The sequence below is a fragment of the Curtobacterium sp. MCLR17_031 genome, assembly GCF_003234775.2.
GTDB classification, from domain to species: Bacteria; Actinomycetota; Actinomycetes; order Actinomycetales; family Microbacteriaceae; genus Curtobacterium; species Curtobacterium flaccumfaciens.
Map to the genome: position 1 here is coordinate 1330664 of NZ_CP126270.1, position 25184 is coordinate 1355847.

The 25184-nt window shown below is 71.1% G+C and carries 21 protein-coding genes; 9 read left to right on the plus strand and 12 right to left on the minus strand.

Annotated elements, in window-relative coordinates:
* Window positions 1-53: 53 nt before the first annotated feature.
* From DEI96_RS06445 to DEI96_RS06470, 6 genes are all read right to left on the minus strand, one after another.
* Window positions 54-569 carry a MarR family winged helix-turn-helix transcriptional regulator gene (locus DEI96_RS06445; protein ID WP_111024502.1) on the minus strand — a complete coding sequence of 172 codons (516 nt, stop codon included), beginning with the start codon at window positions 567-569 and terminating at the stop codon, window positions 54-56.
* Window positions 570-663: 94 nt separating this feature from the next.
* Window positions 664-1020: a nuclear transport factor 2 family protein gene (locus DEI96_RS06450; RefSeq protein ID WP_258372944.1), complete on the minus strand. Its 357-nt coding sequence runs from the start codon at window positions 1018-1020 to the stop codon at window positions 664-666.
* 73 nt (window positions 1021-1093) lie between these two features.
* Window positions 1094-1594: a nuclear transport factor 2 family protein gene (locus DEI96_RS06455; RefSeq protein ID WP_163343480.1), complete on the minus strand. Its 501-nt coding sequence runs from the start codon at window positions 1592-1594 to the stop codon at window positions 1094-1096.
* Complete coding sequence (locus DEI96_RS06460; protein ID WP_111024504.1) at window positions 1587-2546, minus strand: alpha/beta hydrolase; 960 nt, start codon at window positions 2544-2546, stop codon at window positions 1587-1589. The genes DEI96_RS06455 and DEI96_RS06460 overlap by 8 nt, the downstream gene beginning before the upstream one ends.
* A gap of 188 nt (window positions 2547-2734) precedes the next feature.
* A complete protein-coding gene (locus tag DEI96_RS06465; RefSeq protein WP_372440194.1) occupies window positions 2735-3484 on the minus strand; it encodes an NADPH-dependent F420 reductase in 750 nt (249 codons plus the stop codon).
* Window positions 3485-3517: 33 nt separating this feature from the next.
* Window positions 3518-8989, minus strand: coding sequence for a discoidin domain-containing protein (locus DEI96_RS06470; protein ID WP_111024505.1), 5472 nt, complete (start codon window positions 8987-8989; stop codon window positions 3518-3520).
* Between the two features lie 150 nt (window positions 8990-9139).
* Between DEI96_RS06470 and DEI96_RS06475 the strand changes: the two genes are divergently transcribed.
* Window positions 9140-10294, plus strand: coding sequence for a low temperature requirement protein A (locus tag DEI96_RS06475; protein WP_181440575.1), 1155 nt, complete (start codon window positions 9140-9142; stop codon window positions 10292-10294).
* 169 nt (window positions 10295-10463) lie between these two features.
* Here the strand turns inward: DEI96_RS06475 and DEI96_RS06480 are convergent, their stop codons facing one another.
* Complete coding sequence (locus DEI96_RS06480; protein WP_245166039.1) at window positions 10464-12293, minus strand: BCCT family transporter; 1830 nt, start codon at window positions 12291-12293, stop codon at window positions 10464-10466.
* Window positions 12294-12346: 53 nt separating this feature from the next.
* Window positions 12347-12631 (minus strand): YrhK family protein, encoded by a 285-nt coding sequence (locus tag DEI96_RS06485; protein ID WP_111024507.1) that lies wholly within the window; start codon window positions 12629-12631, stop codon window positions 12347-12349.
* A gap of 367 nt (window positions 12632-12998) precedes the next feature.
* Here DEI96_RS06485 and DEI96_RS06490 point away from each other — a divergent pair, with 367 nt between their 5' ends.
* Genes DEI96_RS06490 through DEI96_RS06505 form a run of 4 tightly spaced genes read left to right on the plus strand, consistent with a single transcriptional unit; the run spans window position 12999 to window position 18708 of the window.
* Window positions 12999-14270 carry an ABC transporter substrate-binding protein gene (locus tag DEI96_RS06490; protein WP_111024508.1) on the plus strand — a complete coding sequence of 424 codons (1272 nt, stop codon included), beginning with the start codon at window positions 12999-13001 and terminating at the stop codon, window positions 14268-14270.
* Between the two features lie 25 nt (window positions 14271-14295).
* Window positions 14296-15267: a carbohydrate ABC transporter permease gene (locus DEI96_RS06495; protein ID WP_111024509.1), complete on the plus strand. Its 972-nt coding sequence runs from the start codon at window positions 14296-14298 to the stop codon at window positions 15265-15267.
* Window positions 15264-16175 carry a carbohydrate ABC transporter permease gene (locus tag DEI96_RS06500; RefSeq protein ID WP_111024510.1) on the plus strand — a complete coding sequence of 304 codons (912 nt, stop codon included), beginning with the start codon at window positions 15264-15266 and terminating at the stop codon, window positions 16173-16175. The genes DEI96_RS06495 and DEI96_RS06500 overlap by 4 nt, the downstream gene beginning before the upstream one ends.
* 10 nt (window positions 16176-16185) lie before the next feature.
* Window positions 16186-18708: a glycoside hydrolase family 31 protein gene (locus DEI96_RS06505; RefSeq protein ID WP_111024511.1), complete on the plus strand. Its 2523-nt coding sequence runs from the start codon at window positions 16186-16188 to the stop codon at window positions 18706-18708.
* Window positions 18709-18777: 69 nt separating this feature from the next.
* Here DEI96_RS06505 and DEI96_RS06510 read toward each other — a convergent pair whose 3' ends face one another.
* The 4 genes from DEI96_RS06510 to DEI96_RS06525 are packed head-to-tail and all read right to left on the minus strand — an operon-like array spanning window position 18778 to window position 22083.
* On the minus strand, window positions 18778-19824 hold the full coding sequence (locus DEI96_RS06510; RefSeq protein WP_111024512.1) for a LacI family DNA-binding transcriptional regulator: 1047 nt from the start codon (window positions 19822-19824) through the stop codon (window positions 18778-18780).
* A 54-nt stretch (window positions 19825-19878) separates the two neighbouring features.
* Entirely contained in the window at window positions 19879-20592 is a 714-nt protein-coding gene (locus DEI96_RS06515) for a GAF and ANTAR domain-containing protein (protein WP_111024513.1), read from the minus strand.
* Complete coding sequence (locus tag DEI96_RS06520) at window positions 20589-21302, minus strand: GAF and ANTAR domain-containing protein (protein ID WP_111024514.1); 714 nt, start codon at window positions 21300-21302, stop codon at window positions 20589-20591. Before DEI96_RS06520 ends, DEI96_RS06515 begins: the two co-directional genes overlap by 4 nt.
* Entirely contained in the window at window positions 21295-22083 is a 789-nt protein-coding gene (locus DEI96_RS06525; protein ID WP_111024515.1) for a helix-turn-helix transcriptional regulator, read from the minus strand. The genes DEI96_RS06520 and DEI96_RS06525 overlap by 8 nt, the downstream gene beginning before the upstream one ends.
* Before the next feature lie 182 nt (window positions 22084-22265).
* Between DEI96_RS06525 and DEI96_RS06530 the strand changes: the two genes are divergently transcribed.
* The 4 genes from DEI96_RS06530 to DEI96_RS06545 all read left to right on the plus strand — a co-directional run bounded on the left by DEI96_RS06530 (window position 22266) and on the right by DEI96_RS06545 (window position 25105).
* Complete coding sequence (locus DEI96_RS06530) at window positions 22266-22598, plus strand: hypothetical protein (protein ID WP_111024516.1); 333 nt, start codon at window positions 22266-22268, stop codon at window positions 22596-22598.
* Entirely contained in the window at window positions 22592-23635 is a 1044-nt protein-coding gene (locus tag DEI96_RS06535) for an AraC family transcriptional regulator (protein ID WP_111024517.1), read from the plus strand. The genes DEI96_RS06530 and DEI96_RS06535 overlap by 7 nt, the downstream gene beginning before the upstream one ends.
* Before the next feature lie 134 nt (window positions 23636-23769).
* On the plus strand, window positions 23770-24879 hold the full coding sequence (locus DEI96_RS06540) for a fatty acid desaturase family protein (protein WP_110864824.1): 1110 nt from the start codon (window positions 23770-23772) through the stop codon (window positions 24877-24879).
* A 4-nt stretch (window positions 24880-24883) separates the two neighbouring features.
* Complete coding sequence (locus tag DEI96_RS06545; protein WP_306789659.1) at window positions 24884-25105, plus strand: cold-shock protein; 222 nt, start codon at window positions 24884-24886, stop codon at window positions 25103-25105.
* Window positions 25106-25184: the final 79 nt, after the last annotated feature.

Genomic DNA, 25184 nt, shown 5'->3' on the forward strand with positions numbered 1-25184 from the left:
TAGGTGATTTTTCACCTAAGTTACGTCGCGCTGGTGGGCGAGGGCAAGCGCAGTCAGGGGTGGTCGGCCGGTCGGGGCAGGGTGCCGTGCTCGAGCACCGACTCGTACACACGCTCGAGCACGTCGGCGAAGCCCGCCAGCTCGTCCTCGCGCAGGTCGCTGAAGAACATGTCCTTGACGAGTTCGGTGTGGCTCGGCGTGGCTTCGCGGAGCGTCCGCCAGCCCGTGTCGGTCAGGGCGACGGCGGTGGTGCGCCGGTCGTGCTCGCTCCGACGGAGTTCGAGGAACCCGCGTTCGGCCATGCGTTTCGCGTGGTGCGAGGCACGGCTCCGCTCCCACCCGATGCGGGTCGCCAGGGCCGACATCGTCATCTCGCCGCCCGGCTCGCTCGTGAGCGCGACGAGGACGTCGTAGTCGGCGAGCGAGATGTCGCTGTCCGCCCGCAGCTGCCGGTTCATCTCGTACCGCAGGCGCAGCTGCAGCTTCATGTACGCGTACCAGGTGCGCACCTGCTCGGCGCTCATGTAGGCGTACGGGGACTCCGGGGGCACCTCGTGCTGCACCGACATCGCCCATGACCTCCTGCCTCGCCCGCCGTCCAGACGCCCGACCATCATCGCAGGGCGCGTGACGCTGCGGCGGGTCGGGCGTCTGCGGGTGGGTTCAGCTGGTCAGCAGCGTGTAGACCTTCGCGATGCGGTCACCCTCGACGAAGCAGATGTCCATCCCGGACACGACGGGCGGCGCTCCCTCCGGTCCGAAGTGCCAGGCGAGGTACCCCATCCCGTGGTTCTCGTAGACCGGGCCGGCCGGCGAGAACACGAACCCGGGGGCCTCGTCGAGCAGGCGCTGCGCCTTGGTGTGCAGGGCGTCGTGGCCGGTGACGACCTCGTCGGGGTCCAGGAACTCGACGTCGGGGGCGTACGTCCGCTCGACGGCGGCGCGGCGGCGGTCCGGGTCCCGTTCCCCGAACACCTCGAACAGGTTGGCGTGCATGAGCGATTCGAGCGGTTGCGACATGGTGTCTCCGTCGGTGGTCGGTGGTCGGTGGTCGGTGGTCGTCGGTTTCGGTGTGCTGTGGCGGCGGTCTTCGTCACGTGTGCGACGGGGACCGGTCGGTCCAGTCGAAGACCAGGTCCCGGTGCGCGATCGCCCACGCGCCCTCGACCCGGACGAACCGGTCGAGGTAGCGGATGGACATCGTCAGGAGCACCCGCTCGCCGCCGTCGTGCAGGACGTGGAACGCGACGCAGTACGTCTCGCCGTCGGCGGTGTCGGGCCCCGTGAACCGGATCGTGGACTGGCCGTTGAGGTACGTCGTCACCTCGTACCGGGCGATCAGTCCGGCGAACGTCTCGGCCAGGTGCGCTCGACCGTGGATCGTGTCGACCGGCTCGTGCGAGGACGGATCGCCGTCGTACAGCGCGACGACCCCGTCCTCGGTGAACACGGACGCCTCGAGCACCGCGTCGCGTCGGTCGGCCCCGCGGGCGTAGGTCGCCAGCAGGGTCCGGATCTCCTCACGCGCGACGAGCGTCTCGAGCGTTTCCAGCGTCTCCGGGGTGCCCGCGCGGGCACGCTCCTGCTCAGGCAAGGGCAGCACGGAGCGACGCGGTGGCGAGCATCAGCGCGTGCTTCGCGGCCTCGGTGTCGTGCAGTGCGTTCACCATCACGAAGTCGTGGACGATGCCGCCGAAGCGGGCGTTCGTCGCCTTGACGCCGGCCTCGCGCAGGCGTGCCGCGAAGGCCTCGCCCTCGTCGCGGAGCACGTCGGCCTCCCCGGTGATGACGAGGGTCTCCGGCAGGGTCGCGAGCACCTCGAGCGGTGCGCGGAGCGGCGACACCGTGGGCAGGGCGCGCACGGCCTCGTCGGTCGTGTACTGGTCCCAGTACCACTGCATGCCGGCACGGGTGAGGAAGTAGCCCTCGGCGAACTCCTCGTACGAGCCGGTGTCGAACGCGGCGTTCGTCACCGGGTAGAAGGCGACGAGCTTCACGAACTCGACGTCCCCGCGCTCGGCGGCGAGGAGCGCCAGGGCGATCGCCATGTTGCCACCCACCGAGTCACCCGAGACCGCGAAGCGCGAGGCGTCCAACCCCTTCTCGCCGCCCTCCTCGACGACCCACCGGGCCGCAGCGTACGACTGCTCGAGCGCGACCGGGTGGCCGACCTCGGGGGAGCGGTCGTACTCCGGGAACACGACGGCGGCGTTCGACCCGATGGCGAGGTCGCGCACCAGGCGGTCGTGGGTGTGGGCGTCGCCGAAGACCCAGCCGGCACCGTGCACGTACAGGATCACGGGCAGGTTCGCGGTGGTGCCGGCTGGCTTGACCAGGCGGATCTTCACGGTGCCGGTGGGACCGCCCTCGATCTCCAGCCACTCCTCGTCGACCTCGGGCTTGAAGATGGGGGAGTCCTGCACGGAGTCGACCGCCTTGCGCCCCTCGGCGGGCGGCAGGTCGTTCAGGAACGGCGGGTTCGACGTCGCGTCGACGAACTCCTGGGCGGCGGGCTCCAGGGCGATGTGCTTCGGGTTTCCGGTCATGGTGGGCTCCTCGTGGATCGCTGGTGACGGATGGTGCGTGGCGTGCTCCACGCTGACAGGAGGCCCGTCCCGGCAGCATCCGTCAGGTGACGTATCCGGAACCCAGCGTCCAGAGCCGCTCCGCGTCACCGTGGTCCAGCGCGTACCGCGCAGGCGGCGCAGGCGGCGCCCGGGGTGTCGGCCGCGGGCTAGCGGCGAGTCGCTGCCGCCAGTGCGGCGGTCATGCCGGCCCGGTCGTGCCGCACGCCGTACGCCGGCTGGTCGCGTTCGTACCGCCAGCCCTCGCCGAGGGACCCGACGTCGACCACGTCGAACCCGAACCGGTCGAGCAGCTCGGTGACGACGGCCTTCGCGTCCGCGTCGTCCCCGGCGACGGTCAAGGCTCGGCGCCCGGGCGTTCCGGCGGGGGACCCGTCCGTGGTGACGTCGGCGGCGCCGAGGTTGTTGAACGCCTTGACGACCCGGGCGTCCGGCAGTGACCGCTGGAGCAGCTCGGAGGTGGTCGGCACCGCACCCTGCTCGAGCTCGTCCACCGGTCCGAAGAACTCCGGGTAGTAGTTGCCGGTGTCGACGACGACCTTGCCCGCGAACGCCTCGGCCGGCAGGTCCCGGTAGCCGTTGATCGGGATCGAGACGACGACCACGTCACCGGCCCGGGCGGCGTCGGCGACGGTGGCTGCTCCGGCACCGGGGGAGAGCTCGTCGATCAGGGACTCGAGCGTCTCGGGCCCGCGGGAGTTCGCGAGGACGACGTCGAGACCGACGGCGATCGCGCGGCGGGCGATCTGCGCGCCGACGTTGCCGGCCCCGATGATGCCGAGGGTCTCGATGGGGGTGGTGGTCATGGTCCGTGCTCCTGACGTGGTTCGGGTGGTGTCCCGCCAGGATCCGTGGTCCGGCCGGTCGGGGGCATCCGTCGGACGACGTAACCGCACCACGGCGGCTCCGCCGTCCGACGGGTGCTGCCCCGGCTACCGGATCTCGAGGTCGTACAGCGAGTAGCCGTACGGGGTCGCCCGTTCGACACCGTGCACGCGGACGTACCGCCACGAGCCGTCCAGGGCGTGCCGGTCGGTCCCGCCGTCACCGTCGGTCTCGGCGGCGAGCGTCGTCCACCCGTCGTCGCCCGCGTTCCGCGCCTCGATCCGGTAGGAGCGTCCGAAGGCGTCCTCCCAGCGGAGCACCACGCCGTGCAGGCGGTGCGGTACGCCGAGGTCGACGGCGAGCCACTGGTGGTCGGTGTGCCCGCTCGCCCAGCGCGATCCCGGGTCGCCGTCCACGGCGTTCCGTGCGGGGACGCCGTCGCCCTCGTCGGCCGATGACGACACGGTCGCCCGTCGTGCCAGGTCCGGCGTCGGTTCGCCCTGCGTCGAGGTGACGCGGAGGTCCCAGAGGGAGACACCGAACGCGGTGTGCCGGCGGTCCGCGACGACCCGGACCCAGCGGCCGGTGACGTCGTCGCCCTCCAACCGGTGGATCACCTCGCCGCCGGTCCCGTGGGCTTCTTCCGCGACGGTCCGCCAGGGGGCGTCTTCGTCGTCGCGGACCTGGACGCGGTAGGCCTCGGCCCACGCGGCCTCCCAGTCGAGCTGCACCTGGTCGATCGGCACGACCTGCCCGAGGTCGACCGCCAACCACTCACCGTCGCGTGCTGCGCTGGCCCACCGGGTCCGGGCGTCGCCGTCGACCGCGTTGCCACCGGACAGGTCGCCGCGCTCGTCCGACGAGGTGGTGACGGGCTTGCCGGCGGCCACGTCGCGAGCGCGGGCGGGTGCCGTTCCGCCGTCGTCGTCACCGTCGGTCGCCTCGCCGAGGGTCGTGACGGTGGCCGTCCCGGATGCTCCCGGCACGGTGGCCGTGACCGTCGTGGTCACACCGCCCTCGGCCGCTGCGGTGACGACACCGTCCGGGTCGACCCCGCCGCCGCCGTCGACGGTCCACTCCGGACGGTCCGCGGCGAGCCGCCCGCCGAACCCGTCGTGGTCGAACCCGTAGGCCGCCATCCGGACAGTGTCACCGGTGCGGACGGTCGCGCTGCGCGGTGCGACGAGCACGTCCTCGACGTCGACGGTCGAGGCCGCCGGGGTGCCGGACACGTGCACCTCCCAGATGGAGTACCCGTACCCGGTGAGGCGGTCGGTCAGGTGCAGGCGCACGAACCGGGCGGTCTCGCCCACGGCCACCGTGTCCGCGTCGGCGGTGGTCTTGTCGACGGTCCGCACGTCGCGCCAGGGGTCGTCGGCGGTGTCCCGGACCTGCAGCACGTACCGTGCGGCGGCCGCGTTCTCCCAGTCCACCCGCACGGTGTCGACGTCGGTCAGCTGCCCGAGGTCGATCGTGTAGTCGACCTCGTCCACACCGTGCGCGCTCTCCCACCGGGTGCTGCGATCCCCGTCGACGGCCTTCCCGGCGACGTTCCCGCCGTCCGAGGAGCTCGCGTCGACGTCGGCACCCGCTGCGGCGTCGGGGATCGACGTCACCGAGGCGACGACCGCCGAGCCCTCGACACCGCCACCGGTCGCGACGACGTACCCGGAGCCCGCGGCGGTGGTCGTCACGGTGCCGTCGTTCCCGGCGCTTCCGGCACCGGTGTACGACCAGGTGACGTCGGCGGGCAGGGCCGCCGGGTCGCCGTACTGGTCGTGGCCGGCGGCACGGAACCGCTGTGGCGTCCCGACGACGAGCCGGTCGAAGCCGGGCGTGACGTCGAACCCGGTGAGGACCGGTGCCGGTGCGACCCGGAAGGCGTACGACCCGTGCACGCGGCCGATCGTGGCGGTGACCGTCGCCTGCTCGGCACGCTCCGATGCGCGGTGGACGCCGTCGGCGCTGATCGTGCCGGTGTCGGTCGACCAGGTGACGTCGTCCAGGGCGACGGTGGCGCCGTACTGGTCGTAGCCGGTGGCGGTGAAGGTCGTGGTCGCGCCGGGGACGATCGTCTTCGGGGCGCCCTCGGTGCTGACGACCACCTCGGTGAGTCGCGCGTCCAGGTGCGACGTGATCTGCGTCTGCGCCGGGACCGCGATCTGGCCGATCACCTCGGTGCCCTCGTAGACGTCGTACGTGTGCTGCACGGTGTCGGGGTTGTCGAGCACGTAGCTGATCGTGCCGTCCGGTGCGCGGAACACCTGGCTGAGCGGGTCCGAGGTGTGCCGGTCGGTGACCTCGGTGCCGACGGTCCGGTTCGACATCGCCTGGTGGTAGACGAGGCCGGCCATCGACTGTCCGGTCACGGCCGGGTCGTCGGCCGCCCACAGTGCGGCGTGCACGTCGGCGTAGGTGTCCGGGTCGTACTGCCCGAGGAACCCGAGCACGACGTTGCCGAGGGCGTCACCCATGCCGCTGAACACCCGCGCGGCGTGCTCGGTGTCCTCGCCCGGGGTGTGGTCGGTGAGGTCGACGCCGTACAGCTGGTCGATGGTCGCGGTGTCGGCGCGGAAGTCGTCCACCAGGAACGGCATCAGCGGGGACGGCGTCGGCCAGTCCTGGGGCTTCCGGTCGGCGGTGGGACCGTCGAGCTCGGAGGGCACCAGCGAGTCGGGCAGGTTCTCCGGGGTCCAGTACCGGTCGGGGAACACCACCCGTCCGTCGTCGTCCACGCTCACCAGCAGGGTGTCGGTGGCCGGGTCGTACAGGGGGTTCGCCGCGGTTCGCCGGGTGACGTACCCGGGGTGGTTCGTCTCGACCGCGCGGATCGCGTCCTGCAGCTCACCGATCGCGGCCGGGCGGTCGCGGGTGATCTTCACGTCGCCGTAGCTGCCGACGCCCCACCACTTCTTCGTGAGCATCTGGATGCGTGCCGCGTTGCCGTCCGTGACCCCGGCCTGCCCGATGGACTCCGGGCGGGCGGCCATCATCTCGCGCATCAGGGCCTTCGAGAAGCCCGGGTCCCAGCCGAAGTAGTCGAACCACGGGGCGATCGGCATCCACTGGATGCCGGAGATCCAGGCGGGGTCGCCGGAGAAGTACGTGGCGTGGGCCTGCCCAGAGTCGAACAGGATCCCCGCCTGCCCGTGCTCGTACTCGTCCGGGAACGCGCCGTTGCCGTCGTACGACGCCGAGGCGGGGTTGCCGCGGACGTTCTGCCAGTAGTCGCGGACGGCGGCCCGCTCGGTGACGTACTGCACGGCACCGGCGGCCTGCATCTCGTCGTCGCCGAGGACCGAGCCGAGCAGGAAGAGCCCCGCCTCGGACTGGATCGCCTCGGACGACGACTCCTGGTTGTTGCCGCCGGGTGACGACACACCACCGGCGTTCGACCGGCCTTCCCAGACGCCGAACGTGCGCATGTGCGGGAACCGGGCGTCGTCGCGGTCCCAGTTCGCGTACTGCTTCGCGACGAGCGTCGCCATGCCCTGGTACTTCGCGGCCCACTCGTGGTCGACCCGGCCGAGCATGGCCGTCGCGATGGCGAAGTACCCGTAGTGGAAGTGGTTGTCGTTGAACTGGGCCGACCCGTACGAGTCGGCGAACCCGATCAGGGCCTTCCACGTCGGGTACATCGCGAAGAAGTGCTCCGCTTCGCCGTCCGTGTACGTGTACCAGTCGGTCAGGGCGCGTTCGAGGGTGGCCTGCAGCGTCCGGGCGTCCTCGGTGGCTCCGATCTGCCGCGCGATCGTCATGTACTCGGCGAGCTGCAGGACGTCCTTGCCGCCCCAGTAGGTGTCTCCGCCGTACGTCGTCTTCGCGGCGTACTCGTGCAGGTACTCGCGCATGACCTCTTCGGAGTACGGGGCGTCGCCGACCGTCTCGGGCGTGGCACCGATCGGCGTGATGCCCGTGAACGCGTAGTCCAGGGTCCAGCCGTCGTGGCCGACGGTGGTCCGCATGGTGCCGCGCGGGGTCTCGTAGGTGGCGCCGGTGAAGCGCAGGTTCGTGGTGGCGTCGGCGTACTGGTGCTGCAGCCAGCCCTGCACGGTGTCGTGGTCGTCGCCCTGCAGCGTGTCGGTGCGGATCGACCACTGCTGGCGGACGTTCGCCGTCGCCGGGTCGTACGAGTACGTCATCGTCGTGTCGCGGGGGACCGCGAACGCGGTGCGGTGCAGGTCGTCGAGGGACAGCCCCTGCTCGGGTACCGCGCTGAGCACCAGGTAGGGCGTGCCGGATGAGGCCTCCAGCGCGTTCCCGACCCGGGTGAAGGTCGTCCCGTCGGGGGCGTGCACGCCGAAGACGTGGCCGTCCTGGCGGATCTCGAACCGGTCCGTCGTCACCGGCAGGTCGAGCGGTTCGCCGTCTCCGTCGGTGATCTCGGCACCGTCCTGCAGGGTGAGGCGCGGGGTCATGCCGTGGAACTCGAACCACTCGTACGGCGAACCCTGCACGCTCGTGACGTCCATGTACTGCCCGCCCGGGCCGTCCTGCGGCATCCGCCAGCTGACGTTCCAGTCGCCCCAGCGGAGCGCGTCGGCCTGCTTCGCCCGGAACGTGGTCGCGAAGCGGTCGGCGAGACCGTCCGGGGCGTCGGTGAGCAGGACCTGGTCGACCAGCACGTGTGCCCACCCGGCCCGCAGGTCGTCGACGATCCGCAGCTGCGCGGACTGTCCTCGGTGTGCGGAGACGTCCCAGCTGTCCCAGCGCAGCTGCTCGCTGTCCGTCCCGGTGCTGCTCGCCACGACGTCGCCGTCGACCAGGAGCTGCACGGCTTCGTGGTCGGGGTGCCGGCCACCGCCGACCAGGAACGCCAGGGTCGAACGGTCGATCGTGAACGCCGGCGAGGTGAGCGTGCCGGTCGCGCCGTCGCCGTCCTCGTCGCTGAACGAGTTCAGGAAGCGTCCGCCGAGCCACCCGGAGACCGCGCTCTGCCCGCTGGCCGTCCCGGTGGCGGTGGCCGTGAAGGCGTCACCGGTCGCGGTCCAGCCGTCGGGCAGGCCGTCCTCGAAGTCGGCGAGGGTGCGGTCGCTCGCGTCGGGGGTCGGCTCCACCGTCCCGCCCACCGTCACGGGGGACTCCAGGCGCATCGCCGTGCCGTCGTTGTTCCACCGCGTCGGGATCGTGAGCTTCGTGCCCGCGGCACTGTTCGACGAGACGAACGGGTACGCCCACATGTCGCCGGAGTACTTGCTGACCAGCAGGTCCGTCCACCACTGGTTCGTCGGCACCGGCTCGCCGGCCTTCGACGGGTCGATGTACAGCTCCTGGTCGAGCGTCTTCCGCACGTCCGCGATGTCGGTGATCTCGTCGGGCGGGGTCGGCGCGTAGGAGCCGGAACCCACCTGCACGCCGTCCGCGGCCGGACCGACGCGGGACGAGCCTCCAGGCTGTTCCTGCGGTGCGGCCACCGCAGCGGTCGGATCGGCCGGTGAGCGCGGGGTGTCCGAGGTCGCGGCGTGCGCCGGGGTGACGGCGAACGCCAGCAGCGTGGCGGCGGTCAGTGCGCCGGCGGTGGCGCTGACGGCCGCTCGGCGGAACGACCTGGGACGGACGGCGGGACGCGGTGAGGTCACCGGGACTCCTGTCGGAGGGGTTCGGCCGGACACGACGTCCACGGCCGAGACGGGCTGGTCTGGTGGTGCGGGGCCTGCACACGGACAGATCGGCAGGGCCGGTCCCGCCGTCAGTGGTCCGCGTTCTGGGGATGCCCTACCGTTGGCCCCATGCCGACCATCGGACTGCGCCGGATGGTGCCGCGCGACCCCGACCAGCGACACCGTGCGGCGAGCCCCCTGGAGCTCCTGTTCGACCTGGTGTTCGTCGTCGCGGTGGGCTTCGCCGCGACGAACCTGCACGAGATCGAGCTCGAGGGACACGTCACCTCCGCCGTCCTGGCCTACGGGCTGGTGTTCTTCTCGATCTGGTGGGCGTGGATGAACTTCACCTGGTTCGCCACGTCGTTCGACACCGACGACTGGCTCTACCGGGTGATGACCTTCGTGCAGATGGCCGGGGTGCTCGTCCTCGCCGCCGGGGTGCACGCGGCCATGGTCGAGAACGACTTCACGATCGGCGTCATCGGCTACGTCGTCATGCGGCTGGCCCTGGTCGCGCAGTGGATCCGCGCCGCCGCGTCCTCCACCCGCTACCGCCGGACCGCCGTCCTCCATGCGGTCGGCATCACGGTCGTGCAGGTGCTCTGGGTCGTCTCCCTGGCCCTGCCCGACGACGTCTGGGGGTACGCCGCACCGTTCCTCGTGCTCGCCGAGCTGTCGGTGCCGATCTGGGCGCAGACCTCGACGGGGACGGCCCCGTGGCACACCCGGCACCTGGCAGAGCGGTTCTCCCTGTTCACCCTCATCGTCCTGGGCGAGGGGCTGGTGGCCTCGGCCAGCGCGGTGATCGACGCCCTCGCGCACACCGAGCACCTCGGAGCGCTGCTGGCGCTCGCCGGGTGCGGGCTGGTGATCACCGTCGGGATGTGGTGGATCTACTTCTCCCGCGAGCAGCACGCGCACATCCGTTCGCTGCCCACCGCGCTCGTGTTCGGCTACGGCCACTACTTCGTCTTCGCCGCCGCCGGTGCCCTGCCCGCCGGCATCGAGGTCGCGGTCAGCGCCGACGCCGGACACGTCGCGCTGTCGTCCGCCTCGGTCGCCGCGACCGTCGCGGTGCCGGTCGCGGTGTTCGTGCTGTCGATCTGGACGCTCGCGATCCGGCCGTCGCTGTCGGCACGGGCAAACGCCGTCGTGGTGGCCCTGGTGCTCGTCGTCCTCGCGTCGATCGCGGTGCCGGCGGTGTCGCTGCCGGTCACGGCGCTCGCCGTGGTGGCGGTCGTCGTGACCCTCGAGGTCGCGTCCGCACGGACCGACACCTGACGGACGACGGACGGGAGGCACGGTGCCAGCTGGCACCGTGCCTCCCGTCCGTCAAGTGGTCGCGTCGACCGCCCGTGCGCGGTTCCGTCTCTGGTGCGAGGGCGCGTTGGTCGCACCGACTACGGAACCTCGCACCACACGGCGCGCGTGGCGCGTGGCGCGCTGCCCGTCAGCGCTCCGGCTGCTCCGTCGCGGGCCCGTCGTCCGCCACCGGGCGCGCGTCGAGGCTCGGGTCCACCGCCGGGTCGGCCGAGATCGACTCGGGCCGCACCGGGAAGTCCTCGAGCGCGCCCGCGCCCACCGCGGGGGCCGCGGTTCCGCGACCGCCGCGGACGCGGTTCTTCACCGCGGCCCACGGACGGCCGAGGCCGGACCGTGCCGGACGCTCGGTCGGCGCCTCGACCTCGAGGCCGTAGTAGGCACCGACGTGCTCGAGCAACACCTCGCGCTCGGCCTTGTCGTAGGCACGGCGCTCGCGGGTGAAGGCGATGATCGTCGACCAACAGGTGAGCAGTAGCACGATGCTGAACGGCAACGCGGTCGTGATCGCCGCCGTCTTCAGGGCGTTCAGTCCACCGCTGAGCAGCAGGGCGACGGCGAGCAGTGCAGCGACACCGGCGAAGAAGACCCGCAGCCAGTTCTTCGGCTCGATGTCACCACCCGACGCGATCATCGCCATCACGAGCGAGCCGGAGTCCGACGAGGTCACGAAGAACACGCCGATGAGCAGGATCGCGCCGTAGGTCAGGACCATGCCGGCGGGCAGGTCGCCGAGCACCGCGAACAGCGAGCCCTCGATGTCGACCGACCCGTCCGAGCCGATCAGGCCACCCGACCCGTCGGTCTGGCGGTGGATCGCGGTGCCACCGAGGACGGCGAACCACAGGAACGTGAGCGCGGTCGGCACGAGCAGGACGCCGAACACGAACTGGCGGACCGTGCGGCCCTTGGAGATGCGGGCGATGAAGACACCGACGAACGGCGCCCACGACATCCACCAGCCCCAGTAGAAGGTGGTCCAGGCGCCCTGCCAGGCCTCGCCCTCGGCCCCCTGCTGCGCGGTGACGTTGAACGACAGGCCGACGATGTTCTGCAGGTAGGAGCCGATCGACTGCACGAAGTCACGCAGCAGGAACTGCGTCGGGCCGACGATGAGCACGAACAGCAGCAGTGCGGCGGCGAGCAGCAGGTTGAAGTTCGACAGGATCTTCATGCCCTTGGTCACGCCGGTGACGAGCGAGACGATCGTGACGGCGGTGATCACCGCGATGATCGCGATCTGGCTGACGATGCTGCTGTCGGCGATGCCGGCGCTCTCGAGTCCGGCACCGATCTGGATGACGCCGAGGCCGAGCGAGGTCGCGACACCGAACAGCGTGCCGACCAGGGCGATGACGTCGATCAGGTTGCCCCAGCCGCCGCGGACGCGGTTGCCGAGCAGCGGTTCGAGGGCCCAGCGGATCGACACCGGGCGACCCCGGCGGTGGATCGCGTACGCCAGGGCCAGGCCGAGGACGACGTAGATCGCCCATGCGTGCAGGCCCCAGTGCAGGAACGTCTGGGTCAGTGCCTGCTGCGCGAGTTCCTTCTCGTTCCCGGTGACGCCGGGGCGCGGGGAGGCGAAGTGGCTGAGCGGCTCGGAGACGCCGTAGAAGACGAGGCCGATGCCCATGCCGGCGGCGAAGAGCAGCGCGAACCACGAACCGGTCGAGAACTCGGGCTCGTCCTGGTCCTTGCCGAGCTTGATGTCACCGAAGCGGCTGAAGCCGACGAACAGCGAGAAGCCGACGAAGAACGCGGCGATCAGCACGTAGTACCAGCTGAAGTTCTTGACGATCCCGTCCTGCAGACCGAGGAACAGTGCCTCGGCGGTGGACGGGGAGATCAGGGTGAACGCCACGAACCCCAGCACGATGACGGCGGCGGGCCAGAACACCCACCGCCGCAACTGCGGTGTCGTGGTCACGGGTCCGGGCAGGGGAGGAGTGGTGCTTGCCATCCCTCCATGGTGCCTGCTCGCGTTCCTGTGTGTTCGCCCAGGCGTGTCGTGGTTCAGAAATCGCGCGCGGACTCCGTGGGGTTCCCCCGGCCGACCCGGGCGAGGTGGAGCCTCCGTGACAGCCGGATGACGGGACGGATGAGCAGCTGGATGCTCCCGATCAGGAAGAGCCAGGTGCCGGCCGTCGTGGTGCTCTCGGAGAAGAAGAGGACGCTGCCGACGATGAACCAGAGCGCCACCATCACGTCGTTGATGATGCTGATCGTCTCGTAGACCCCGCGGATGCGGAGCTCTTCGTGCCCCACCCGGAGTGCGATGTCCCGTTCGTCCTCAGCCATCAGACGATCCTGCCAGCTCCGTGCCGTGTCCGTCCCGGTGGGCGGCGGCGCGCGGCCGTCCTCGCGTCATGCGTGCGGCACGCCCCGTGCGAGGTTCCGCACTCGGTGCGGCGCTCCGGCCCTCGCACGGAGTGCGCAACCTCGCACCAAGTGGCGGCGCGCGTCCGTGGACGCGCTGCGCGGCGGACGGGAGGCGCGGGGCGGGCTGGCACCGTACCTCCTGTCCGTAGGGTGCACCGACTACTGCCACATGCGATTACAACGTTGACGTACGCTTTACAGCGCTGTAAACAGGAGCCTGCGCGACGATGCGCAACGAGGGAGAGACCCGATGGTGGGAAGCAGGACCGCAACACTCCAGGCGGCGGTGAGCCGGCGGGGGTTCCTCGCGGGCGCGGCCGGTGGCATCGCACTCGGCACGATGGCGCTCGCCGGGTGCGCGACCCCGGGGCGTGCCGCCGGTGGTGCCACGACGCTCCGCTTCTACGAGCAGAAGCAGGAGGTCATCGCGTACTTCGACAAGCTGCTGCGGAAGTTCGAGGGGGAGCACGCCGGCTTGTCGGTCGTGCACGACAGCACGGCGGCCATCGCCCCGCAGTTCGTCCGCGGTGAACCGGCGGACGTCGGGTGCTTCAACGACAACCTCGAGCTCGCCCGGTACATCTCACGCGGCGTGCTCAGCGACCTCAGCGACCTGCCGTCGGCAGCGCGGGTCCGACCGGACATCGACACCCTGACGAACCAGTACGCGAAGTTCGAGGACCGCACGAGCGTGCTGCCGTACTCGCTCGCGGCCGCCGGGGTGATCTACAACAAGCGGATCTTCGCCGAGCACGACCTGCCGGTCCCGACGACGTGGGACGAGTTCGTCGAGGTCTGTCGGACACTGCAGAAGGCCGGCATCACGCCGATCTACGCCACCGACCGCGACACGTGGACGCTCTGGCAGGGCCTGTTCGACTACTCGGTGGGCAGCCTCGTCGACACCGGCTCGTTCTTCCGGAAGATGAAGGCGCTCGGCGCCGACGTCGGCCCGGACTCCGAGGTGTCGTTCGAGAAGGACTTCGCGGTGCCGATGGAGCGCGCGAAGACCATCTCGTCGTTCTTCAACCGCGACCACGCCACCCGGGCCTACGCCGACGGCAACCTGGCGTTCGGCAAGGGCGAGGCGGCGATGTACCTGCAGGGCCCGTGGGCGCTCGGGCAGATCGCGCTGATCGACGAGAAGCTGCCCGTCGGCACCTTCGCCCTGCCGGTGTCGAACGACCCGGGCGACCGCAAGGCCCGGGTCAACATCGACCTCGGGCTCTGGATCCCCACGGCGTCCGAGCACCCGGAGCAGGCGAAGGAGCTCGTCGAGTTCCTCATGCAGCCCGACGTCATCGACGCCTACAACCGCGACAACCTGGCGTACTCGCCTCGCATCGACGCACCCCCGCAGCAGGACGAGCGCCTCGCCGGTCTGCAGCAGTACGTCGACGATGCCGCGTTCTACCAGGGTGCCGGCACCTTCATCCCCACGTCGATCCCGCTCGGCAACTACCTGCAGTCGGCGATCCGGAGCGGGGACTTCACCTCGATGCTGCAGCGGCTCGACTCGGACTGGCGGCGGCTCGCCGGCCGTTCCGCGACGGTCTGAGCCGGACCAGGACACAGGAGCCACCATGACCATGCAGACCCCGCTCTCACGCGACACCGACCCGGAGACCTCCGGACCGGCGACCGACGCAGCCCGCACGCACCGGCGTGTGGGTTCCCGCGGTGTCGGTTCACTCAGCCGCACCGAGGGCATGTACTACCTGTTCCTCGTGCCGGCCCTCGTGCTGTTCACGGCGTTCGTCGTCGCCCCCGCCTGCGTCGGCGTCTTCTACAGCTTCACCGACTACCTCGGGTTCGGGCAGTGGGACTTCATCGGCATCGAGAACTACCGGGCGCTCGTCTCCGACCCGGCGATCCTGGCGTCGTACGGCTTCACGCTCGGCTTCGCGGCCGTCACCGTCGTCGTCACGCAGGTCGTCGCGCTGTCCCTGGCGATCGCCCTGGCGAAGAAGATCCGGTTCGCCGCCGGGTTGCGGTCGGTGTTCGTCATCCCGATGGTGATCTCGGGGATCATCGTCGCCTACGTGTTCAACTTCCTGTTCTCGAACACCGTGCCGGCCCTGGCCACGAGCGTCGGGTTCGGCCCGCTCGAGCAGAGCATCCTCGGCGACCCGAACCTCGCCTGGCTCGCGATCGTCATCGTGTCCGCCTGGCAGACCGTGCCGGGTGCGCTCCTCATCTACACGGCGGGCCTGACGTCCATCCCCGAGGAGCTGTACGAGGCCAGTGCGCTCGACGGCGCGACCGGCTGGAAGCAGCTCCGCTCGATCACGCTCCCGCTGCTCGGCGGCTTCATCGTCATCAACACCGTGCTCGGTGTGAAGGGCTACCTCGGCGCCTACGACGTGATCGTCGGTCTGACCAACGGCGGCCCCGGCAGCGCGACGAGCAGCGTCGCGATGACCATCTTCGGCGGCTTCACCGGCGGCGACTACGCCTACCAGATGGCGAACGCGACCGTGTTCTTCATCATCACCGTCCTCATCTCCGTGCTGCAGCTCGCGGCGACCCGCGGAAGGAACCTGCGACTCGCATGACCGCCATCGACACACGACCCCCGACCGACACCCGCGCCGTGACCACCGGCGGCGGCGGACGTTCCGGTCGCGGCCACCGCCGACGACTGGGCGGCACGAACTGGACGCTAACCGTGGTCCTCGGCCTCGCGTCGCTGACCGTGCTCATCCCGCTGTACGTGACGCTCTCGATGGCGTTCAAGACGACCGAGCAGTCCGTCGACGGCAACGCGCTCTCGCTGCCGTTCCCGTTCAACCCGGGCTCGTTCGCCGAGGCCTGGCAGCTGACCCGGTTCCCGGTGTCCTTCTCGGTGTCCCTGGGCGTCGCGGCGCTCACCGTCGTCGCGACGCTGCTGCTCAGCTCGTTCGCCTCGTACGCGATCGTCCGGAACTGGCACAAGCGGTTCTTCCGGTACTCGTTCGTCTACCTGCTCGCGGCGATGTTCCTGCCGTTCCCGGTGGTGGCGCTGCCGCAGATCAAGCTGACCGCCGAGATCGGCCTCGACAACCCGATCGGCGTCGGGATCCTGCACGCCATGTTCCAACTGTCGTTCAGCGTGCTGCTCTACTCGGCGTACCTGCGGTCGATCCCGGTCGAGCTCGAGGAGAGCGCCCGCATCGACGGGGCGTCCACGTGGCAGATCTTCTGGCGGATCATCCTGCCGCTCCTCGGCCCGATGAACGCGACGGTCGGCATCTTCGCGTTCCTGGCATCGTGGAACGACTTCATGATGCCGTCGCTCATCACGGCGGATCCGGGGTTGCAGACCCTGCCCGTGGTGCAGAACATCTTCCAGAGTCAGTTCGGCACCAACTACAACGTCGCCTTCGCCTCGTACCTGATGGCGATGGCGCCCACGATCATCGTCTACCTGTTCGCGCAGCGCTGGGTCATCAGCGGCGTGACGCAGGGCGCGGTCAAGAGCTGAGAGGCACCACGTGAGCAGCAGCACCACCGGCAGCAGCACCACCGGCACCACCGGCGCCGTCCTCCCCACCATCCGTCCGTTCCCGGGGTCGGACCCGGTCGCCGACCCCGCGGCCGTCGTCACCGGCGACCACTGGCGCATCACCGTGCTCGACGCCGGGGCGTTCCGCATCGAGTGGAGCGACGACGGCGGGTTCGAGGACCGCGCGTCGACCTTCGCGATGCGCCGACGCCGGCCGGTGCCGGCCTTCACCGTGGAGCGGACGGCCAGCGCCGACGGCACCGGCACCACCGCCGGCGTCGTCGTCACCTCCGACCGCGCCCGCCTGCGCTACGACGGTCGTCCATTCAGCGCGAGCGGCCTGGTGGTCGAGACCACCGGCCCCGACGCCAACCGCTGGCGCTGGGGGCAGGAACCGCGCGACCTCGGTGGCACCGGCCGCACCCTCGACGACGTCGACGGCCGGATGCCGCTCGAGTCGGGGATCCTGGCCCGCGACGGCATCACCGCGCTCGACGACAGCGAGTCGTTCCTGTTCGCCGACGACGGTTGGATCGGCACGCGGGTCCCCGGGCGCCGCGACGTCACGGTCTTCGCGTACGGCCGCGACTACGACGCAGCACTCCGCACGTACCACGCCGTCTCCGGGCCGCCGTCGCGGATGCCTCGGTGGGCACTCGGCAACTGGTGGAGCCGGTACCACCCGTACAGCGACACCTCGTACCTCGAGCTGCTGGACCGCTTCGCCGACGAACACCTGCCGTTCTCGGTCGCCGTCATCGACATGGACTGGCACCGGGTGGACTCGGTCCCGCCACGCTTCGGCAACGGCTGGACGGGGTACTCGTGGGAGCCGTCGCTGTTCCCGGACCCCGAGGCGTTCCTCTCCGAACTCCACCGCCGGGGGATGCGCACGACGCTGAACCTGCACCCGGCCGACGGCGTGCGGGCGTTCGAGGACGCCTACCCCGCGGTGGCCCGGGCGATGGGCGTCGATCCGGAGACCGAGCAGCCGATCCCGTTCGACCCGACGGACCGCCGGTTCCTGCAGGCGTACTTCGAACAGCTGCACCGTCCGCTCGAGGAACAGGGCGTCGACTTCTGGTGGATCGACTGGCAGCAGGGCCGTGAGACCGGGCTCCCCGGGGTCGACCCGCTGTGGCTGCTCAACCACTTCCACCTGCTCGACTCGGCGCGACACGCGCCGTCGGGCGGAGACGCAACCGGCGACACGACCGCGGACACAGACACCACCGCGGACGCCGAGACCGACACCGACACAACCGCGGTCCCGGCCCCCGTCGACGGCATGACCTTCTCGCGCTACGCCGGCCCCGGCAGCCACCGGTACGCCGTCGGGTTCTCCGGCGACGCCGTCGTGTCGTGGGCATCCCTGGCGTTCCAGCCCGAGTTCACCGCCACCGCCGCGAACATCGGCTACCCCTGGTGGAGCCACGACATCGGCGGCCACACCCGCGGCGTCCGCGACGACGAGCTCGCCACCCGCTGGGTGCAGTTCGGGGTGTTCTCGCCGATCATGCGCCTGCACTCCGCCAACAACCCGTTCATCCGCAAGGAGCCGTGGGTGTTCCCCGCCGAGGCGCGCGCCGCGATGGGCGAGGCACTCCGCTTCCGCCACCGCCTGGTGCCGTACCTGCACACGATGAACCACGGCACCGCCGAGGGCACCGCGTTGGTCCGGCCGCTCTACCACCTGGAGCCGCGCCGCGACGAGGCGTACCGGGTGCCGAACACCTACGCGTTCGGCTCGGAGCTGCTCGTCGCCCCGATCGTCGCGCCGTGCGACCCGGTCAGCCGGCACGGGGTCGCCCGGGCCTGGCTGCCGCCCGGCACCTGGACCGACGTCTTCACCGGCACGGTGTACGCGGGTGACCGGTTCGTCGACCTGCACCGCACGCTCGACACGGTGCCGGTCCTGCTGCGCGCCGGTGGGATCCTGCCGCTCGCGGCGGCCGACCAGCTCGACGCCACCGTCAACCCGACGGCGTTCGAGGTCCTCGTCGCACCGGGTGCGGCGGGTGAGTTCACCCTGGTCGAGGACCACGAGGGCGAGGGCAGCCGCACCGCCCGGACCCGCCTGACCTGGGATCCCGAGCACGCCGAGTTCCGGGTGCACGCCACCACCGGGCCCCTCGACGTCGTCCCCGCCCACCGCGACTGGCGGATCACGTTCCTCGCCGCGCCGGCCGACGGGCAACCGACGTCGGCACGCTCGGCCGACCGGTTCTCGGTCGACCTGTCCGTCGACTCGGCGTCGGGCGGATCGGTCACGCTGGTCGGCGCTCCGGTCGTCGGCGTCGACGCGCGGGAGGCCGTGCGGCGGGTCCTCGAGGACGCGCAGGCCGGCAACCCGGAGAAGCTCGAGGCGTGGGAGGTCGTGGCGAAGGACCTGCCGCGTGCGGACCGCATCGTCGAGCTCGGCACCGTCGGCCTGCCCGACGCCCTGCGGGACGTCGTCGTCGAGCTGCTCGGCAGCGTGCACCCGGGGGAGTCGGCTCCCGCAGGTCGCTGACGGCACGCGACGGGGGAAGATCCGACTGGAGGCCCGTGGCGGCACCGCCACGGGCCTCCAGTCTGCACTTCACGCGCCCTGGTGCGCCGCCCGGTCGGACGTGCCGTCCGCGTACGGCGCGCTCTCGCCGACGAGCAGGCGGTGGCCGACCGTGACCAGCCGGCCGGGCACGTCGGAGCCGTCCATCCGCTCGACCAGCAGGTCGAGCGCGGTGTCGGCGAGGGCAATCGTGTCGGGCGCGACGGAGGTCAGGCTCGGCACCAGGCTCGACCCGAGGCCGACCGCGTCCCACCCGACGACGGCGACGTCGCCGGGGGCGTCCAGGCCGCGCAGGCGCATCGCCCGGAGCGCCCCGAGCGCGGCCAGGTCGTCGCGGCAGAGCAGGCCGTCGACGCGGAGTCCGGCGTCGAGCGCGGCGCCGAAGGCGATCTCGGCACCGGCGGCGTCGCCGACCTCGCGGGGGACCAGCAACGCGTCGTCGAGCGGCAGACCCGCGGCGACGAGTCCGGCACGGTAGCCGTCCAGACGCAGTCCGGACGTGCGCGACGACGGGCCGGTCTCGTGCCCGAAGAACCCGATGCGGCGGCAGCCGAGCGCCACGAGGTGCGCGACGGCCTCGGTGGCGGCCCCGGCGTTGTCGATCACGACCTGGTCGGCGTGCGGTGGCCGGACGTCTTCGCCCAGGAACACCACGGCGGTGTCGCCGCGGATCCGGTCGATCGCCTCGGGCGTGAGCACCTGCGGGTGGATCACGACCCCGTCGACCACGCCGGCCTCGCGTCCCCGCACCGCCGAGCGTTCACCGTCGGGGTCGCCGCCGGTCTCCTCGAGCAGCAGCTGGTAGCCGCGGTCGGCGCACACCCGCGAGAACACGTGGGCCAGTTCGGCGAAGTACGGACGCCGCAGGTCGGGGAACGCGAAGGCGAGCATGTTCGAACGTCCGGTCGCCAGGGACCGGCCCGAGACGTTCGGGCGGTAGCCCAGCTCGTCGATCGCGGCCTGCACCCGGCTGCGCATCGGGTCGCTGACGTGCTGGTACCCACGGACGACGTTGGACACGGTCTTCATCGAGACGCCGGCGTGCGCGGCGACGTCCTGCAGCGTGACCTTGCCCATCCGCTCACCGTAGCGGGCGGACGGTCACCGGACCCGGCGGACCGGCCGGGCTCGTCAGGGGACGAGTCGGCGCTGCACGATCGCGCGGGCGACCTCGGAGAGCGGCTCGTGGTGCTCGAGTGCGTACCCACGGATCACCGCGAAGGCGTCCTCGATCGAGACGCCGCGCAGGTACGACACGACGCCCTTGGCCTGCTCGATGACCTCGCGCGACCCGATGGTCCGCTGCAGCTGCGCGCGGACGACCTCGTGCTCGCGCAGGGAGCGTTCGTGCAGGATGCCGATCGTCGCCACGTCCGCCAGGGCCCGGGCGACGCGCAGGTCCGACTCCGCGAGGGCACCGACGCCGGCACCGAACAGGTTGAGCGTGCCGATGACGTTGCTCCCCAGCCGGAGCGGGACGGCGTGCACGGAGCGGAACCCGAGCGCGAGCGCACCCGTGCGGAACATCGCCCACTCCGCCGGGGCGACCTCGATGTCCGGGCACGTCACGACCCGTCCGGTCGCGAACGAGGTCATGCAGGGGCCGGCCTCGGCATCGAGCTGCAGCACCTCGACGAGCCGCGTTGCCTCCGATGTGGAGGCCACGACCTCGAGCTCCTGGTCGTCGTTCGCCAGCAGGATGCCCGCGGCGTCGATGCCGAGCACGTCGGCGCACGTCTCGACCAGGGTCTGCAGCAGTTCCACGACGTCGTAGGCGTCCACCAGGGTGTCGGTGAGTGACGTGAACGTCTCCAGGATCCGGGCTTCTCTGCCTGCCGTCGTCACTGGGCCTCCTCGATCAGGTCGCCTCGCTTCTCGAACCGGACCGTGCCGTCGAGGATCTCCTCCGCGACCCGCCGCATCGTCGTCCGACGGGCGAAGGCGTGCCCCTGCAGCAGCAGGTAGGCGTCCTCGGGGCTGATGTCGAGCTGCGCGAGCACGACCCCGGTGGCCTGGTGCACCACACGCCGCGACGACGGGCTCCGGTCGAGCAGGGCGTCGTCCTCGTCCGCGATGGAGCGGAGGGCTCGGCGCAGGACCCGGCGGCTGACGGCTGAGGCGAGGGTCATGGCCTGCCGCACGGTGTCGTCCTCGATCGTGGCGGGCTGCGGCACGTACACGTCGACGGCGCCGAGCGGGAACGGCCCGAACGCGACCGGGAACGCGAAGACCGCACCGACGGGTTCGCTCCGGACGGCTTCGTTGAAGGCGGGCCACGCGGCGTTCGGGCGCTGCACGAGATCCGTCTCCAGCACCGGGGCATCGGTCGCGAGCGCGGCCCAGCAGGGTCCCTCGGACAGGTCGAACTGGATCTCGTCGACGCGGGTGGCGACCTCGTCGGTCGCGGACACGGTCTCGCTCGGGCACAGGTCACCGAAGGTCGAGATCGAGACACCGCCCATCGGCAGCGCGAGCGCGAACGGCCGACTGAGTTCGTCGTCGGAGATCTCCGCCGACCGGAGTGCACGGAGTGCACGCTCGAATGCGTCATCCATGGGCGCCTTCCCTGCCGTCTCTCGATCCTACGCGCTGGGCGGTGTCGGACGATCCGGACGGCGCAGGCGTGTTCGGCGGTGGGCCGGCGCGCCAGGCCGGGAGCTCTGCAGGAGGGTAGGACCCCTGCTCGTCCTGCACCCGGAGCATCGCGTCGAGGGCGACGAGGTTCACGCCCGGGGTCTCCCGCACCGCCGTCCGCACGGCGTTGCCGAGCAGGAACGCCGTCAGGTCCTCGCTGCCGCCGTCCGGCCGGTAGTCCCGCCACGGACCGGCCCCCGCTCGCTGCAGCGCACCGGCGAGCACCGCCTTCGCGTCGTCGATGTCGACCTCGCAGTCGAGCACCAGGCGGAACCGCCGCTGGTTCCGGTCCGACAGGCTCGGTGCACCGTCCTCGTCGTCCTCGGGCACGAAGGACCGCACCGCCGCCGACGGCGCGATGCCGTACGCCGCGCGGAACGCCGCAGCCATGCGGCCCGCGTTGCTGAACTGCCAGCGCTCGGCGATCTCCGCGATGGTCCGCCGGTCCGTCGCGCCGGAGGCTGCCTGCAGGTCGCGTCGGACCCCCTCCAGGCGCACGGCGCGCAGGAAGGCTCCCGGGGACTGCCCCACCTCCGCCTGGAACCGCTTCTGCAGGCTCCGCGGCGACAGCTGCACGGCCGCAGCGACATCGGCGACGGTGACGTGGGTCGCAGCCTGCTCGTGGACGAACCGCATCGCATCCCGGACCGCGCGCGAGAGTCGGGACGGGCCGTCCTGGGTCGCGCCGCTCCCGTCGCTCATGTGCCGACCGTACGGGACCCGCCGATGGCGCGCTCCCAGGGCTCCGATCGATGCCACGAATGGTCCACCTTGCGCGGTACGAAGTCAACCCCTGACATGACCGGAATCGTCCTGCCGATACTGAAAGTGTCTCGCGCACTGCGGTGGAGCAGTGCGCCACATCGAACCGACAGGGAGGCGCGATGGGACACCGCCAGGGATCCACGACCGTGATGACCGAGGTCGCCGTCTGGCAGCAGATCGTCCACACCGACCGGATCCGTGCGCTCGCCGCAACGGACCCGACCGACATCCGGGTGCAGCCGGTCGACGCCGGGTGCTGGCGCGTCGTCGACGCGGCGGCCGCCTGGGGCGACCCCGACATGCTCCTCGGCTTCATCGAGCGCACGGTGGACGGTTTCGACTGCACGCTCATGGCGACGCTGCACGAGCACGACCGGCGCGCGAGCCTGCAGGACGCCCGCGCCTGGTTCGAACACCGCTGCGGACAGCCCGTCGACGAGGCACCGTGCTGACCGCGGTCCACGGGACCGACGCCGCCCGGACCGTCACCGCGCGGATCGACGACCGGCGCCGGCGCACCGAACGATCCGGGACCGACCGCACCTTCGCCGCGCGCGTGCTCGCCCAGGCCGGGCACGGTCGTGACGTGCGCTTCGACGTCGAGGACGACGCCTTCCGGCTGCCGTTCCGGTTCCGTTACCGGACCCGCCGCGACGGTTGCGTGAGTCTCGTCACAGCGTCGGCGACCTCCGGCTTCTCCGGGGTCTTCGAGCCCCTCGACCGCATCGTCGTCGGGTGGTCGAGCACCGGCGGTGTCCGCATCGCCGTCGAGGACGGCGTCGTCCTCGAGACCCGACCCGGCACGCCCGTCCTGATGCCGACGTCGGGGGAGTTCTCCGTGCACGCCCCGAAGGGCACGCTGCAGCTCGTGAGCATCGACCGGACGCTCCTCGACCAGGTGTGCTCGTCGCTGGGAGCAGCAGCGCCGGGGCTGCCGACCCGGGGTGCCGAGCCCGCCGTCGCGGCCCTCGAACACCTGCGCCGGTGCGTCGAGCAGGTGGCGGTCACGGCGACGCGCGACGGGTTCACCTCGGGCACTCGGAGCGCCGCCCAGGTCGCGCTGGTCGAGGCCGTGCTCGGAGCCTTCGGCGTGCGGACGGCCGCGGTCCTCCGCCGTGCCGTGACGCCGTCGACGGTCGAGCTCGCCGAGGCCTACCTCGACGGACACTGCGATCGGACGCTGTGCCTCGCCGACATCTGCGACGCCGTCGGCGTGAGTCCGCGGACCCTGCAGACGGCGTTCATGCGGGAACACGGGGTCTCGCCGATGACGTTCCTGCTGCGGATGCGGCTCGATCGGGTGCGCGCGGCACTGGAGTCCAGCGGCCGACACGAGACGAGTGTGAGCGAGGCCGCGATGGCCTGGGGCTTCCGGCACCTGGGGCGGTTCTCGGGCACGTACTTCCGCCGGTTCGGAGAGTACCCGGGGCAGACGTTGCGTGCATCGTCCGGCCGGTGCGCAGACGGTCCGGAGCGCCACGCGGGCTGAGTTCGTGCAGCGCGCAACGTGTTCCGGACACCACGGTGAACACGCAAGTTCGGCCCCTAGGGTCGCCGCAAGCGCAATCGCGTGAACTCCCTCGAACCGGTTGAAGGACCGATCCGTACCGGAAGGCGGTCCACATGACCACCACTCCGCTCGCTCCGGGTTACACCCGCACTCGTCCCGCTACGGGGGCCCGCAAGGGCACCTCGACCTACTCCGCGCTCCTGGCGCAGGTGAAGGAGAACGGCCTCCTGCGCCGTCGTACCGGTTTCTACTGGGCACTGTTCGGCGCACTCGTCGGCAGCCTCGCCCTCACCTGGGTCGCGTTCGCGTTCCTGGGTGACTCGTGGTTCCAGCTGATCGTGGCCGGTGCGCTCGGCGTGCTGTTCACGCAGTTCGCGTTCCTGTCGCACGAAGCCGCGCACCGTCAGGTGTTCGAGTCCCAGAAGTGGAACGACCGCGCGGGCCGCTGGCTCGGCACGTTCCTGGTGGGCCTCAGCTACTCGTGGTGGATGAACAAGCACACCCGTCACCACGGCAACCCGAACACCGTCGGCAAGGACCCCGACATCGCCCCCGACGGCATCCGGTTCCTGCCGGAGGACGCCGCCGCCGTCAAGGGTGGCGCGATGAAGACCTTCATGCGCTTCCAGGGGTGGCTGTTCTTCCCCCTCCTCACGCTCGAGGGCCTGAACCTGCACCGCTACGCCGTGATGTCGATCGTCACCGGCAACGGCACCAAGGCCGACAAGAAGCACCGCCTCATCGAAGGCGCCCTGCTCGTTGCCCGTTTCGCGATCTACCTGACGGTCGTGTTCTGGTTCCTGCCGTTCGGGATGGCGTGTGCGTTCCTCGGCGTGCAGCTGGCCGTGTTCGGCGTGATGATGGGTGCCTCGTTCGCCCCGAACCACAAGGGCATGCCGACGATCGCGCACGACGCGAAGGTCGACTTCTTCTCCCGCCAGGTGCGCACCTCGCGCAACATCCGTGGCGGCTGGTGGGTGTCGTTCCTGATGGGTGGGCTGAACTACCAGGTCGAGCACCACCTGTTCCCGTCGATGCCGCGTCCGGCGCTGAAGCAGGCCCGCCTGCTCGTCCGTGACCACTGCGACACCCTCGACGTGCCCTACACCGAGACCACGCTGCTGCGCTCGTACGGCATCGTCGTCCGGTACCTCAACCGCGTCGGCCTCGCCGCCCGCGACCCATTCGCGTGCCCCATGGTCGCGCAGCTGCGCATCCACTGACGCCGTGCTGACCGCCATGCCCACGGGCACCGTCAAGTGGTTCGACCACAGCAAGGGGTTCGGCTTCATCCACCCCGACGACGGGTCCCAGGACCTGTTCGCCCACTTCTCCAGCATCGTCGCGGCGACCGGCTCCCGGCCGCTCGCCCAGGACGACCACGTGCAGTACGAGATCGGGCCCGGCAAGAAGGGCCCGCAGGCGGACAACATCTCGATCATCCGCTGATCGGCACCACCACGAGCAACGCCCCCACCGGTCCGGTCGGGGCGTTGCTCGTTGCTGCGGACGTGGCCGCGGCCGCAGC

Excerpts from the sequence above, each read along its gene's own strand:
- DEI96_RS06445 (WP_111024502.1), bottom strand. The coding sequence starts at position 569 with ATGTCGGTGCAGCACGAGGTGCCCCCGGAGTCCCCGTACGCCTACATG.
- DEI96_RS06450 (WP_258372944.1), bottom strand. The coding sequence starts at position 1,020 with ATGTCGCAACCGCTCGAATCGCTCATGCACGCCAACCTGTTCGAGGTG.
- DEI96_RS06460 (WP_111024504.1), bottom strand. The coding sequence starts at position 2,546 with ATGACCGGAAACCCGAAGCACATCGCCCTGGAGCCCGCCGCCCAGGAG.
- DEI96_RS06475 (WP_181440575.1), top strand. The coding sequence starts at position 9,140 with ATGCCGACCATCGGACTGCGCCGGATGGTGCCGCGCGACCCCGACCAG.
- DEI96_RS06480 (WP_245166039.1), bottom strand. The coding sequence starts at position 12,293 with ATGGCAAGCACCACTCCTCCCCTGCCCGGACCCGTGACCACGACACCG.
- DEI96_RS06485 (WP_111024507.1), bottom strand. The coding sequence starts at position 12,631 with ATGGCTGAGGACGAACGGGACATCGCACTCCGGGTGGGGCACGAAGAG.
- DEI96_RS06495 (WP_111024509.1), top strand. The coding sequence starts at position 14,296 with ATGACCATGCAGACCCCGCTCTCACGCGACACCGACCCGGAGACCTCC.
- DEI96_RS06500 (WP_111024510.1), top strand. The coding sequence starts at position 15,264 with ATGACCGCCATCGACACACGACCCCCGACCGACACCCGCGCCGTGACC.
- DEI96_RS06510 (WP_111024512.1), bottom strand. The coding sequence starts at position 19,824 with ATGGGCAAGGTCACGCTGCAGGACGTCGCCGCGCACGCCGGCGTCTCG.
- DEI96_RS06520 (WP_111024514.1), bottom strand. The coding sequence starts at position 21,302 with ATGGATGACGCATTCGAGCGTGCACTCCGTGCACTCCGGTCGGCGGAG.
- DEI96_RS06525 (WP_111024515.1), bottom strand. The coding sequence starts at position 22,083 with ATGAGCGACGGGAGCGGCGCGACCCAGGACGGCCCGTCCCGACTCTCG.
- DEI96_RS06530 (WP_111024516.1), top strand. The coding sequence starts at position 22,266 with ATGGGACACCGCCAGGGATCCACGACCGTGATGACCGAGGTCGCCGTC.
- DEI96_RS06540 (WP_110864824.1), top strand. The coding sequence starts at position 23,770 with ATGACCACCACTCCGCTCGCTCCGGGTTACACCCGCACTCGTCCCGCT.